The organism is Actinomadura roseirufa (assembly GCF_900659635.1).
Classification (GTDB): Bacteria; Actinomycetota; Actinomycetes; order Streptosporangiales; family Streptosporangiaceae; genus Spirillospora; species Spirillospora roseirufa.
Map to the genome: position 1 here is coordinate 1 of NZ_CAACVB010000228.1, position 12,608 is coordinate 12,608.

Annotated in this window: 12 protein-coding genes, 1 pseudogene and 1 riboswitch; of the genes and pseudogenes, 10 read left to right on the top strand and 3 right to left on the bottom strand. The window is 73.6% G+C overall.

Going from position 1 to position 12,608, the window contains the following annotated elements; genetic code table 11:
• The 6 genes from E1291_RS42445 to E1291_RS32435 all read left to right on the top strand — a co-directional run.
• The coding region (locus E1291_RS42445) for a hypothetical protein (RefSeq protein WP_165495385.1) at positions 1-656 on the top strand (656 nt) is incomplete at its 5' end.
• A gap of 230 nt (positions 657-886) precedes the next feature.
• Complete coding sequence (gene gap, locus E1291_RS32415) at positions 887-1,891, top strand: type I glyceraldehyde-3-phosphate dehydrogenase (RefSeq protein WP_131741887.1); 1,005 nt, start codon at positions 887-889, stop codon at positions 1,889-1,891.
• Between the two features lie 75 nt (positions 1,892-1,966).
• On the top strand, positions 1,967-3,154 hold the full coding sequence (locus E1291_RS32420; RefSeq protein WP_131741888.1) for a phosphoglycerate kinase: 1,188 nt from the start codon (positions 1,967-1,969) through the stop codon (positions 3,152-3,154).
• A gap of 3 nt (positions 3,155-3,157) precedes the next feature.
• On the top strand, positions 3,158-3,952 hold the full coding sequence (gene tpiA, locus E1291_RS32425; RefSeq protein WP_131741889.1) for a triose-phosphate isomerase: 795 nt from the start codon (positions 3,158-3,160) through the stop codon (positions 3,950-3,952).
• 162 nt (positions 3,953-4,114) lie between these two features.
• Entirely contained in the window at positions 4,115-4,357 is a 243-nt protein-coding gene (gene secG / locus E1291_RS32430; protein ID WP_131741890.1) for a preprotein translocase subunit SecG, read from the top strand.
• Between the two features lie 91 nt (positions 4,358-4,448).
• The gene (locus E1291_RS32435) at positions 4,449-4,823 is read left to right on the top strand and encodes an RNA polymerase-binding protein RbpA (protein WP_131741891.1); all 375 of its coding nucleotides are present in this window, start codon (positions 4,449-4,451) and stop codon (positions 4,821-4,823) included.
• Between the two features lie 283 nt (positions 4,824-5,106).
• Here the strand turns inward: E1291_RS32435 and E1291_RS32440 are convergent, their stop codons facing one another.
• Positions 5,107-6,096: an Lrp/AsnC family transcriptional regulator gene (locus E1291_RS32440; protein WP_131741892.1), complete on the bottom strand. Its 990-nt coding sequence runs from the start codon at positions 6,094-6,096 to the stop codon at positions 5,107-5,109.
• A gap of 113 nt (positions 6,097-6,209) precedes the next feature.
• Between E1291_RS32440 and E1291_RS32445 the strand changes: the two genes are divergently transcribed.
• The 4 genes and pseudogenes from E1291_RS32445 (at position 6,210) to glyA (ending at position 10,758) form a co-directional block, all read left to right on the top strand.
• A complete protein-coding gene (locus E1291_RS32445) occupies positions 6,210-7,736 on the top strand; it encodes an MFS transporter (protein ID WP_131741893.1) in 1,527 nt (508 codons plus the stop codon).
• A 78-nt stretch (positions 7,737-7,814) separates the two neighbouring features.
• On the top strand, positions 7,815-8,285 hold the full coding sequence (locus tag E1291_RS32450; protein ID WP_131741894.1) for an Lrp/AsnC family transcriptional regulator: 471 nt from the start codon (positions 7,815-7,817) through the stop codon (positions 8,283-8,285).
• Between the two features lie 144 nt (positions 8,286-8,429).
• A pseudogene (locus E1291_RS45260) lies at positions 8,430-9,227 on the top strand (DMT family transporter); the annotation flags it as partial.
• 107 nt (positions 9,228-9,334) lie between these two features.
• A riboswitch (ZMP/ZTP riboswitch) is annotated at positions 9,335-9,421 on the top strand.
• Between the two features lie 53 nt (positions 9,422-9,474).
• The gene (glyA, locus tag E1291_RS32460; RefSeq protein ID WP_131741896.1) at positions 9,475-10,758 is read left to right on the top strand and encodes a serine hydroxymethyltransferase; all 1,284 of its coding nucleotides are present in this window, start codon (positions 9,475-9,477) and stop codon (positions 10,756-10,758) included.
• 209 nt (positions 10,759-10,967) lie between these two features.
• On the opposite strand, the gene E1291_RS32465 is transcribed toward glyA, so the two are convergent.
• Positions 10,968-11,789 (bottom strand): class I SAM-dependent methyltransferase, encoded by an 822-nt coding sequence (locus E1291_RS32465; RefSeq protein ID WP_131741897.1) that lies wholly within the window; start codon positions 11,787-11,789, stop codon positions 10,968-10,970.
• Positions 11,773-12,608: GNAT family N-acetyltransferase (locus E1291_RS32470; protein ID WP_131741898.1), on the bottom strand; the 836-nt coding region annotated here is incomplete at its 5' end. The genes E1291_RS32465 and E1291_RS32470, both read right to left, overlap by 17 nt.

Consider the following 12,608-nt stretch of genomic DNA (forward strand, 5'->3'; position numbering starts at 1 on the left):
AGGCGCAGACCGACGCCGCCTCGCAGATCGCCGCGGTCGCCGTCCTCGTGCCGGGCGTGCTGGAGGACGGCGCGGGCCGGCGGGTGGTGCGGCCGCAGTCGCCGCGGCGGACCCCGGCCGTGCCGAGCATCGGCCGCGCCGAGGACGCGGGACTGCTCGCCGGGCTGTGCCGCCGGGGAACGTGGGGCCCCGACGGCGAGAGGACGCTGCGCGACATCGGCGCCGTCCCGATGGGCGCAGGCCGCTGGGTCGCGATCGTGGACAACGGTTCCGGCGCCATGCGGCGGCAGCTGATCACGCGTCGGGGGTGGCGGGTGGTCTGCCGGTCCCACGGAGCCGATCAACGGCTGCAGGAGTGGGTGGGCGCCGAGTACGAGCGCGAGCACGGTGAGGGATTCTCCCTGGCCGGTCTGGTGCCGGCGCGCGTGGTCTCCCTGGCCGTCGACTACGCCGACGGCACCCGGCTCAGGCTCGACCGCCGCGAGAAGGGAGGCCGCCGGCTTCCGTCCGTCCTGCGCCCCTCACCCCGCGGCGAGCTCCTGTTGTTCGCGACCCCGCCGCTCAGGCCCCGGTCGCCGGACGTGGCCGCCGCGGGCGCCTACACGCTGCTGGACGGGAACGGCGGCGTGGTCGCCCGGGGCCGCTTCAGGCGCTGACCCGGCACGCCGGCCGTCCGGGCCGCGCGGCGGCCGGATGATCTCGCATACCCGCTGACCGGCCACGGAGCTCCCGGCGGGAGACGGCGCGTCACCCGGGATTCAACGGCCACCAGTGTCGGGCTACCCGGCGGTCATTGGATAGGGTCGGACGTGGGGGAGACCCCAGGATCCACGCAGTGACGGACCCGGTCGCGCCGGGTGAGACGACGTACGAGGAGAGCCGTTCCGTGACCATCCGAGTAGGCATCAACGGGTTCGGCCGGATCGGCCGCAACTTCTACCGCGCCGTGAAGGCGAGCGGAGCCGACATCGAGATCGTGGCGGTCAACGACCTGACCGACAACGCCACCCTCGCCCAGCTGCTCAAGTACGACAGCATCCTCGGCCGCTTCCCCGAGGAGGTCCGCGCCACCGCCGACGAGATCGTCGTCGGCGGCAAGGCGATCAAGGCGTTCGAGGAGCGCGACCCCGCCAACCTCAAGTGGGGCGACGTGGGCGTCGACATCGTCGTGGAGTCCACCGGCTTCTTCACCGACGCCACCAAGGCCAAGGTCCACGCCGACAACGGCGCCAAGAAGGTCATCATCTCGGCGCCCGCCAAGAACGAGGACCTCACCGTCGTCCTCGGCGTCAACGAGGACAAGTACGACCCCGCCGCGCACACGGTGATCTCCAACGCGTCCTGCACCACCAACTGCCTGGCTCCGCTGGCCAAGGTCCTGCACGACAGCTTCGTCATCGAGAAGGGCCTGATGACGACGATCCACGCCTACACCCAGGACCAGAACCTCCAGGACGCCCCGCACAAGGACCTGCGCCGCGCCCGCGCCGCCGCGCTGAACGTCGTGCCGACCTCCACCGGGGCGGCCAAGGCCATCGGCCTCGTGCTGCCGGAGCTCAACGGCAAGCTGGACGGCTACGCGCTGCGCGTCCCGGTGCCGACGGGCTCGGCCACCGACCTCACCGCGACCCTCTCCCGCGAGGTGACCGTCGACGAGGTCAACGCCGCGTTCAAGGCCGCCGCCGACGGCCCGTTGAAGGGCTACCTCACCTACACCGACGACCCGATCGTCTCCAGCGACATCGTCACCGACCCCGCCTCGTGCATCTTCGACTCCGGGCTGACCAAGGTCATCGGCGACCAGGTGAAGGTCGTCGGCTGGTACGACAACGAGTGGGGCTACTCCAACCGCCTCGTCGACCTCGTCAAGCTGGTCGGCGCGCAGCTCTGACCCCGATGACCCGCCGTGGCCGCGCGTGACGCGCGGCCACGGCGGGGCCGTATCCGGAAGGACACCGCAATCGCGATGCGCACCATTGACGATCTCGACGTCGCCGGAAGGCGGGTGCTCGTCCGCTCGGACCTGAACGTCCCGCTGCGGGACGGCCGGATCACCGACGACGGGCGGATCCGGGCGAGCCTGCCGACGATCGAGGCGCTCCGGGCCCGGGGCGCCAAGGTCATCGTCTGCGCCCACCTGGGCCGTCCCAAGGGCGAGGTCAAGCCCGAGTTCTCGCTGGCGCCGGTCGCCGCGCGGCTCGGCGAGCTGCTGGGCACCGGCGTCACCGCCGCCGCCGACGTCGTCGGGGACTCCGCCCGCGCCGCCGTGGACGGGCTGGCCGACGGCGGCGTGGCGCTGCTGGAGAACCTGCGCTTCGAGCCGGGCGAGACCGCCAAGGACGACGCCGGGCGCGGCGCGTTCGCCGACCGGCTCGCCGCCCTCGCCGACCTGTACGTGGGCGACGGCTTCGGTGCCGTGCACCGCCGCCACGCCAGCGTCTACGACGTGCCGCGGCGGCTGCCGCACGCGGCCGGCGGACTGATCGCCGCCGAGGTCGCGGTGCTGCGCCGGCTCACCGAGGAGGTCGAGCGGCCCTACGCCGTCGTCCTCGGCGGCTCCAAGGTCTCCGACAAGCTCGGCGTGATCGACAACCTGCTCGGCAAGGCCGACCGCATCCTGATCGGCGGCGGCATGGTGTTCACGTTCCTCAAGGCCCAGGGCCATGAGGTGGGCAAGAGCCTCCTCGAGGAGGACCAGCTCGATACGGTCCGCGCCTACCTGCGCCGGGCCGAGGAGAGCGGCGTGGAGTTCGTGCTGCCCGTCGACGTCGTCGCCGCCACCGCGTTCGCCGCGGACGCCGAGCACGACGTCGTCGCGGCCGACGCGATCCCCGCCGACCGGCTCGGCCTGGACATCGGCCCCGAGTCCGGCAAGCTGTTCGCGGCACGCCTCGCCGACGCCCGCACCGTGTTCTGGAACGGCCCCATGGGCGTGTTCGAGATGGAGCCCTACGCGAACGGCACCCGCGCCGTCGCCCAGGGCCTCATCGACTCGGGCGCGTTCACCGTGGTCGGCGGCGGCGACTCCGCCGCGGCCGTCCGGGGGCTCGGGTTCGACGAGAGCTCCTTCTCCCACATCTCGACCGGCGGCGGCGCCAGCCTCGAATACCTCGAAGGCAGGACGCTGCCCGGCCTGCAGGCTCTGGAGGACTGACCCATGGCCCCCGCCACCCCTTCCCGCAAGCCGCTGATGGCCGGCAACTGGAAGATGAACAACAACCACCTCGAGGCGATCGCGCTCGTCCAGAAGATGGCGTTCGCCCTCAAGGAGGCCGACTACGCCGCCGTCGACGTCGCCGTGATCCCGCCGTTCACCGCGATCCGCTCGGTGCAGACCCTGATCGACGCCGACCGGCTGTCGATCCAGTACGGCGCGCAGGACGTCTCCCGGCACGCCTCCGGCGCCTACACCGGCGAGATCTCCGCGTCGATGCTGGCCAAGCTGGGCTGCGGCTACGCCGTCGTCGGCCACTCCGAGCGCCGCCAGTACCACGCCGAGGACGACGCGGTCGTCAACGCCAAGGCCAAGGCCGCGCTCGCCGCCGACCTCACCCCGATCCTGTGCGTGGGGGAGGGCCTGGAGGTCCGCAAGGCCGGCGGGCACGTCCCGCACGTCCTGAAGCAGATCGACGGCGGGCTGGCGAAGATCCCCGCCGACCAGGTCCGGCGCACCGTGATCGCCTACGAGCCGGTGTGGGCCATCGGCACCGGCGAGGTCGCCACCCCGAAGGACGCGCAGGAGGTCTGCGCCGCCATCAGGACGCGGCTCGCCGAGCTCTACGACGGCGGGCTCGCCGACCAGGTGCGTATCCTGTACGGCGGTTCGGTCAAGAGCGGCAACGTCGCCAAGATCATGGCGGAGCCGGACGTGGACGGCGCTTTGGTCGGTGGTGCCAGCCTGGACCCGGGAGAGTTCGTCAAGATCTGCCGGTACCGGGATCTCCCCGCCTGATCAAACTGATCAATTCTGCGTGACATGGGGGTTCTTGCCGAACCAGCGGAGAGTTCGTCGTACCCTTCGTACCTGACGGGTAAACCGCTCGGTTCGAGCCCCCACCCGAACGACCGACAAGCCCCGCTCGCCGCGGGGTGGGACCAGAGAAGGCGCTGAACTGTGATCATCGCAACGTCCATCGTGCTCATTCTCACGAGCCTGCTGATGGTGGTCCTCGTCCTGATGCACAAGGGCAAGGGCGGCGGCCTGTCCGACATGTTCGGCGGCGGCATCTCCTCGTCTCTGGGCGGGTCCTCGGTGGTGGAGCGCAACCTCGACCGGCTCACCGTCGGCACCGGCGTGATCTGGTTCGCCTCGATCATCGTGCTCGGGCTGCTGTTCAAGCACAAGGGCGTCGGCTGAGCCGTCCCGTCCCCAACGTTCCAAACGTACGAGCGCCGCGCCGCCAACGGAGGTCACGGGCGGCGCGGGCACACTAAGCGAGGAGTAGTCCGTGGGTAGTGGCAACGCGATTCGGGGCAGCCGTGTCGGGGCCGGTCCGATGGGAGAGGCGGAGCGCGGTGACGCGGCGCCGCGCGTCTGGGTGACCTTCTACTGCGCCAACCGGCACGAGACCCGGCCCAGCTTCGCGACCGACGTCGCGGTCCCCGAGACGTGGGACTGCCCGCGCTGCGGGTTCCCGGCCGGCCAGGACTCCGACAACCCGCCGGCCCCGCCGAAGACGGAGCCCTACAAGACGCACCTGGCCTACGTGAAGGAGCGGCGCAGCGACGAGGACGGCGAGGCCATCCTCGAAGAGGCGCTCGCCAAGCTGCGCCAGAAGCGCGCCGCCGTCAAGCGGGCCCTGGAAGCAGCAGGGCATATCTAATTCAACCCCGGCCCACTGCGCTCGCCTGGCGGCTCGCTTCGTGACCGTGCTTGTGCGAGCGCGAATCGCTTCGCGATCTTCCCAGCGGGGCTCGCCTTCGGCTTTGCCCCGCCGGTCAGGTCGCGCGCTCGCGTGACGGCTGAGGTCCGCCGTCAAGGGGCCTCAGCGCGCCCTGGATATCTTCAGTAAGGGGCTCACCGGCGTCGGTTCGCTGGGGCCACACGTTGAGCGCACGGCCTGCCGGGTCGTGCGCTCTCGCGTTGGCGGGGCCTCCTCCGGGTGTTCAGCGGGGGCGGCGGGACGGGTCGTGGGGCAGGACGGCGCCCACGCCCTTCACGTTGCGGCCGATCGGGGTCGTCTCGACATGGCCGATCACCGGCAGCGCGGCCACCCGCTCGGTGAGATAGCGGTAGATCGCACGGGAGTCGCGGCACACGATGGCGACATTGAGGTTGGCGGGACCCGTGGTGGCCGCCACGAACGCCGTCTCGGGATGCGCGGCCAGGGCCCGGCCCACCCCGTCCAGCTCGCCCGGCGGCACCGTGATCCAGAGCCGGGCGGCCGCGCCCAGCCCGGCGTACCGGAGATCGAACTCGGCGTAGCACAACAGGCTGCCGGTGGCGCGCAGGTGGTCGACGCGCCGGGCCACCGTGGACGGCGACCAGCCCGTCGCCGCGGACAGCTCGGCGTGCCCGGCCCGCCCGTCCCGGGACAGCACCTCCAGCAGCGGAATGTCGCCGGGCTCCAGCGGCGGCACGTCCGCGTCCCAGCCCGGCACCGGGTCCGGCGGCTCCAGCAGCCGCTCCTCCTCGGGCGTCAGCACGTCCAGCATGCGGACCCGGCGGGGCGAGCCGCAGAAGGTGTAGAGGATCCGGTGCGCCGCCACGGAGATGATCCGGTCCGAGCGCGGCAGCGCCTCCAGCAGGATCTGCTCGCCGTCCTCGGCCGTGACCGGGCCGATGTTGCAGAGGATCTCGGTGCCGCCGGAGACGAGCTGCACCCAGACGATGTCGGGCCGCCGCGCCAGCGCCTCCGCCAGGGCCTGGACGGCGCTCGGGACGCACTGGAGCCGGATGATCCACCGGCCCCGGTCCGCGCCCGGGGCGCCGACGATCCGCAGCAGCCCGGTCGAGCGCAGCCGGCGATAGCGGCGCGCGATGGTCTGGTCGGAGACGCCGAGCACCTCGGCGATCCGGCTGAACGGCGCCCGGCCGTCGAACTGGAGCGCCTCGACCAGCCGCAGGTCCAGAAGATCTGCCGTGTGGGAATTCACCACCTCAGGTTAGTTGATGTCGAAATAGTCGACGCAACCGGGTTCTGAGTGGCCTTGCCGCGATGATGCGCCGATTGTTGTCGGAGAACCGTTCGACGACGAGAGGGACCGCAATGAGCAGGTGGTGGCCGCTGACGGCGGTGAGCCTGGGCACGTTCATGCTGCTGGTGGACGTGAACATCGTGACGGTGGCGTTGCCGGAGATGGCGACGGGCCTCGACACGTCCTACGCCGCGCTCCAGTGGGTGATGGACGCCTACGCGCTGGCCCTGGCCGCCGCGCTGCTCGGCGCGGGCGCGCTCGCGGACCGGCTGGGACGCCGCCGGGTCTACGTGGCCGGCCTCGTCACCTTCGCCGCCTCGTCGCTGGTCTGCGGGCTGGCGCCGGGCACGCCGCTGCTGATCGCGGCGCGCGGGGTCCAGGGGCTGGGCGCGGCGGCGATGTTCGCCACGACCGTCGCGCTGATCAGCGCCTCGTACTCGGGACGTGACCGGGGCGTGGCCTTTGGGGTGTGGGGCGCGGTCAGCGGGGCCGCGTCCGGGATCGGGCCGATCATCGGCGGGCTGCTCACCGGGAGTCTCGGCTGGCGCTGGATCTTCCTGGTGAACCTGCCGGTCAGCGTGGTCGCGGTGGCGCTGACCCTGCGCGTGCTGGCGGAGTCCCGCGACCCCGGCGCGCGGCGGCTCGACGTGCCCGGTGTGCTGACGTTCGCCGCGGCCGCGGGCGCGGCGACCTACGGGCTGATCCGCGCGGGCGACTCCGGCTGGGGCTCGGCGGCCGCGCTCGGGGCCCTCGGCGCGGCCGCGGCGGCGCTCGCCGCCTTCGTCATCGTCGAGGCGCGCAGCCCGCACCCCCTGCTCGACCTGCGGCTGTTCCGCGACCGTTCGTTCACCGGGATCATGACCGCCTCGCTGGCCCTGTCGGGCGCCGCGTTCGCGTACCTGCTCTACGTCTCCCTCTGGCTGCAGACGGTGCAGGGCAAGAGCGCGATCGGCGCGGGGCTCGCGCTGCTGCCGATCCCCGTCGTGGCGTTCGCGGTCTCGATGGCGGGCGGGCGGTTCCTGCACGGCGTCGCGCCCCGCTGGACGGTCGGGGCCGGGCTGCTGCTGGTCGGGTTCGGCACGCTGGGCCAGGCGGTGCTGAACGCGGGATCGGGCTGGGCGACGCTGGTCCCCGGCATGGTGGTCATCGGGACGGGGGTCGGGCTCGCGATGCCGAACGTCACCGCCGCCGCGATGGCCGCGGTGCCGCCCGAGCGGGGCGGGATGGCGGCCGGGGCGGTCGGCGCCGTCCGGCAACTCGGGTACGCGCTGGGCGTCGCGGTGCTCGGCGCGGTCTTCAGGACCGTGCTGGAACGTTCCCTGGAGGACCGGACGCCCGGCGGTGGGACGGCCGCGCACGAGCTCACCTCGGGCCGGGCCGCCGAGGTCATCGCCCGCTCACCGCGATGGGCGCAGGACGTCCACGCCGCGTTCGCGTCCGGCCTGAACGCGGCGTGCACGGTGGCGGGCGTGCTCGCCCTGGCCGCGGGGGCGGCGGCGCTGCTGCTGATCCACGGCGGCCGTCCGGCCGCGCGGCCCGCCTCCTCGCGTCCGGGTTCGGCGCCGGCTCCGCTGGCGTCCGCGCGGGAGGCCGAATAATCTTCGGGGAACGGGGCGCCGGAGCGCGATTTCGCGCGCGGGGGTTCGGCGCCCGCCCGGCACCTTGGAGGGACCCACATGGACGCGGTGGACCAGGCCATCCTGCGGCGGCTGCAGCGCGACGGGCGCCAGACCAACCGGGAGCTCGCCGAGGCGGTGGGGATCGCTCCGTCCACCGCCCTGGAGCGGACCCGGGCGCTGCGCTCGCGCGGCGTGATCACCGGCTTCCACGCGGCGGTGGACCTGGAGCGGCTCGACCGGGGCGTACAGGCGCTGATCTCGATCCGGATCCGCCCGCAGTCGCGCGAGGCCATCGAGTCGGCCCGCGACACGATGGCCGCGCTGCCCGAGTCCGTGGCCGTGTTCGTGGTGACCGGGAACGAGGACCTGCTCGTCCACGTGGCGGTGCCGAGCACCGCGTACCTGCGCGACTTCGTGCTCGACCGGCTGGCCCGCCGCAAGGAGTACGTGGACGTCCGCACCACCGTCGTCTTCGACTACGTCCAGCCGGTCGAGCAGTCCGAACTTCCGCCGTCCGTAAGGGCCTGAACGCCGAACGTCCTGCGTCCGACCCCGGTCACCTTCACCGCGTATCGAACGATCAGCGGCTAGAGGTCCCCTGGCCGAACGAACAACGGTCGAGGATCCGATATCCCGCATGTCCGCCTAGCGTCTGGCGGCATGAAGCGATGGATGAACTCATCCGGGGTGCCGCTCCTGCTCGCCGCGGGCGTCCTGTGGGGGACGGTGGGGCCGGCGCAGGTGCTCGCCGGCTCCGGCGCGAGCCCGGTGGCGATCGGGGGCGCGAGGATCCTGTCGGGCGGCGCGTTCCTGGCGGTCGCCGTGCTCGTCACCCGGCCCGGCGCCTACCGCGCCATCGGCCGCCGGACCTGGCCGCCGCTCGCCGCGGCGGCCACCGCCACCGGCACCTTCCAGGCCGGGTTCTTCAGCGCGGTCGACCGCACCGGCGCGGCCGTCGCGACCGCCGTGGTGTTCGGCCTCGCGCCCGTCTCCACCGGGCTGGCCGAGCGGATCGTGCTGCGCGCGCCGTTCGGCCGCCGCCGGCTCGCCGGGACGGCCTGCGCCGTGGCCGGCGTCGCGCTGCTGACGCTGCCCGGCCGCGCCGTCCACGCCGACCCGGCCGGGATCGCGTTCGGCGTGGTCGCCGCGACGTGCTTCGGGATCTACACGGTGTCGGCCAAGCTGTTCACGCGGCGGGGCGGCGAGTCGGCGGGCGAGATGGCCGCCGCGGTGTCGGTGACCCTGCTGGCCGGGGGCGCGGTCCTGCTGCCCTGGACGGCCGCGGGCCTGCCGGAGCTGGCCCGGCCCGCCTCCGCCGCGCTCGTGGCCTGGCTCGGCGTCGCGACCACGGCCGCCGCGTACATGTTCTTCGTCACGGGCCTGCGCCGGGTCACGGCCGCGACCGCCGGGACGCTCAGCCTGGCCGAGCCGCTCGTGGCCGCCGTTCTCGCCGTCGCCGTCCTCGGCGAGCGCATGCCGGCGCCCGCCGCCGCCGGATCCGTGCTGCTGCTCGCCGGCCTCGGCGTCGTCGCGGTCCCGTCCCGGGCCCGGGGGACGGACGGACCCGCTCGCTATGATGGCGCCAACGCGACTGGCGCAGTCAAGGTGGAGACGACCACCGGGGAGCGAAACAAGTCCGCACACCGCGCGCCTGGGTGTCCGGGCCCCGTTCGCCGGGCGCCCGCACGAGCCCGGCGCGAGCAGCGCGGAGGCTGTGATGCACGAACCCGCCGTTCCCCATCTGCGTGCCCGTGATCCCGAGATCGCCGAGCTGGTGGAGGCCGAGGCCGGCCGCCAGTTCGAGAAGATCCGGCTGATCGCCTCGGAGAATTACGTCTCGCCCGCGGTCCTGGAGGCCACCGGCACCGTCCTGACCAACAAGTACTCCGAGGGGTACGCCGGCCGCCGCTACTACGAGGGCCAGCAGAACGTCGACCCGATCGAACTGCTGGCCGTCGAGCGGGCCCGGTCGCTGTTCGGCGCGGAGCACGCCAACGTCCAGCCCTACTCCGGCTCGCCCGCCAACCTCGCCGTCTACATGGCCTTCCTGGAGCCGGGCGACCCGGTGATGGGGCTGTCGCTGCCCATGGGCGGCCACCTCACCCACGGCTGGTCGGTGTCGGCGACCGGGAAGTGGTTCAGCCCCGTCCGCTACGAGGTGCGCGCCGACACCGGCCGGGTCGACATGGACGAGGTGCGCGACCTCGCGCTCAAGGAGCGGCCCAAGCTCATCTGGTGCGGTGGCACCGCCATCCCGCGGACGATCGACTTCCCGGCGTTCGCGGAGATCGCCCGCGAGGTCGGCGCCGTGCTGGCCGCCGACATCGCGCACATCGCCGGCCTCATCGCGGGCGGCGCGCACCCGTCCCCGGTGGGCCACGCCGACGTGATCACCACCACCACGCACAAGACCCTGCGCGGCCCGCGCGGCGCGATGATCCTGTCGACCGCCGAGCACGCCAAGGCCGTCGACAAGGCCGTCTTCCCCGGTCTGCAGGGCGGCCCGCACAACCACACCACCGCCGCCATCGCGGTCGCGCTGAAGGAGGCGGCCGAGCCCGGCTTCGCCGGCTACGCCCGGCAGGTCGTGGCCAACGCCGCGGCCCTGGCCGAGGCGCTGCTCGCCCGCGGCTACGACCTGATCTCCGGCGGCACCGACAACCATCTGATCCTCATCGACCTCACCGGCAAGGGCGTGCCGGGCAAGCCCGCCGCGCAGGCGCTCGACCGCGCCGGGATCGAGCTGAACTACAACGCCGTGCCGTTCGACCCGCGCAGGCCGTTCGACCCGTCCGGGCTGCGGATCGGCACCGCCGCCATCACCACCCGCGGGCTGACCGAGGAGCGGATGCCGCAGATCGCGGCCTGGATCGACGAGGTCGTGCGGGCCACCGCCGCCCAGGACGACACGGTCGCCGATCGCGTAGCGGGCGAAGTCCGTGACATGCTCGCCGCCTACCCGATGCCGGGTTGGCTCCCCACCCAAGCACGGCTCTGTTAACGGCCCCGACCAGTCGTGAACACGCTCAGCTCCCGTGAACAGCCTCAGCCGTCACGCGAGCGCGCTACCTGACCGGTGGGGCGAAGCCGGAGGCGAGCCCCGCCGGGAAGATCGCGAAGCGATTCGCGCTCGCACAAGAACGGTCACGAAGCGAGCGCCGGCGAGCGTAGTGGGCCGGGCTTGCAGTCAACACGGTCACGAAGCGAGCGTCAGCGAACGGAGTGGGCCGAGCTTGCAGTCAACACAGTGATCATGCGCCAGGCTTCGGGGGCGGTCAGCGGGACGGCGTCCGCACCGGCGCCGAAGTCGCCGTAGCGGGCGGCCACGTCGAGGCCGCCCGCGAGGCGGATCGCCGCGTCCAGCTCGGTGGCCGTCCAGAAGCGGTAGGGGACGACGTCGCGGATCACCCGCCCGCCGCGTCCGGCGCCGTCCTCGTGGATGGTCATCGTGACGCGGTCGTCGGCGATCTGCGTCACCGGGTCGAGCCTGTCGTCCGGCTCGCCCCAGCGCACGGTGGCGCGGACGCCGTCGCGCTCGACCGTCCACCCGGTGCTGACGCTCGGGTCGTCGCCGAGCCGGTCGCGGGGATGCGACATCTCCACCACGTACAGCCCGCCGGGCTCCAGATGGCGGGCCACGCCGCGCAGATGCGCGACGAACGCCTCCAGCGTCATCAGGTGGGACGTCGAGTCCAGCATGGTGACCACCAGGTCGAACCGGCGGCCCAGCGCGAGCCTCGTCATGTCGCCCTGGACGACCTCGACCTCCACGCCCGCCCGGGCGGCCTCACGGCCGGCGTGGGCGCACATCGCCGCGTTCAGGTCCAGCGCGGTGACGGACGCCCCGCGGCGGGCCAGCTCGCGGGAGTGCTCGGCGGGCCCGGCGGCCAGCTCCAGGACCGTCCGCACCGGCCCGGCGCCGCCCGGCCGGTGCTCCTCGCACCAGGCGAGCAGCACGTCCACCTCGGCCCGCACGTCACGGAACGAGCACGCCAGCTCGTAGGCCCAGGGATCGTCATAGATGCCGGTCACCGCGCCATTCTCCCAGGGCGGCGGCCCGGTCCCGCCCCGGCGCGGCGGCGCGGCCGTCCAGCGGCACGCGGAGCTCCACCACGCCGGGCTCGCCCGTCCGCCGCGTCCGGCCGCCGAGGGAGGTCAGCAGGCGCCGCATCCGGGCGTTCTCGCTCGGCGTCGTCGCGCGCAGCTCCACCAGGCCCCGCTCGCGGGCGAGCTCCACCAGCAGCGAGGCGAGCGCCCGGCCGAGGCCGCGGCCCTGCCAGGCGTCCTCGACGAGGAACGCCACCTCGGCCACCCCCGGCTCCACGACGTGGATCAGGTGCGCCAGGGCCAGCAGCGAGCCGTCCGGGCCCTCGGCGACCAGGGTGAGCCCGCGCGCGGGCTCGCAGAACACGTCGAACGCCCGCCGCGGCGGGTATGGCTCCGGGCCGGAGCACCGCGTCGGGCGGCTCTCCGCCGAGCAGCGGCCGCGGAGGGCCCGGGCGGCCGCCGCGTCCCGCCGCTCGACCGGCCGGACGACGACGTGCGTGCCGTCGCGAAGAGGAACGCGGTGGGAGGCGGGCCGCGGCCGCCCGGCGGGCAGCGCGGCGCGGACGAGGGCGTCGGCGCGGGCCGCCTCGGTCGTGGTGAACGGCAGCCCGACGCGCAGCAGCCGCACGGAGCGGCCCCGCCCGGCCGCGACGGTCAGCACGCACCGGTCCCCGTGCTCCCCGCCGTCCGCGGCTCCGTCCGCGGCTCGGTCCGCATCCGGGGCCGGCGCCCAGCCGGCCTCGTCGGCGCGCAGCAGCTCGGCGAGGATCGCCGGGAGGGCGTCCGAGATCGGAAGAGCACACG

What these genes read in the sequence shown, in the direction of transcription:
- E1291_RS32420 (WP_131741888.1), top strand. Translation starts at nt 1,967, where the DNA reads ATGCGCACCATTGACGATCTCGACGTCGCCGGAAGGCGGGTGCTCGTC.
- tpiA (WP_131741889.1), top strand. Translation starts at nt 3,158, where the DNA reads ATGGCCCCCGCCACCCCTTCCCGCAAGCCGCTGATGGCCGGCAACTGG.
- E1291_RS32445 (WP_131741893.1), top strand. Translation starts at nt 6,210, where the DNA reads ATGAGCAGGTGGTGGCCGCTGACGGCGGTGAGCCTGGGCACGTTCATG.
- E1291_RS32450 (WP_131741894.1), top strand. Translation starts at nt 7,815, where the DNA reads ATGGACGCGGTGGACCAGGCCATCCTGCGGCGGCTGCAGCGCGACGGG.
- glyA (WP_131741896.1), top strand. Translation starts at nt 9,475, where the DNA reads ATGCACGAACCCGCCGTTCCCCATCTGCGTGCCCGTGATCCCGAGATC.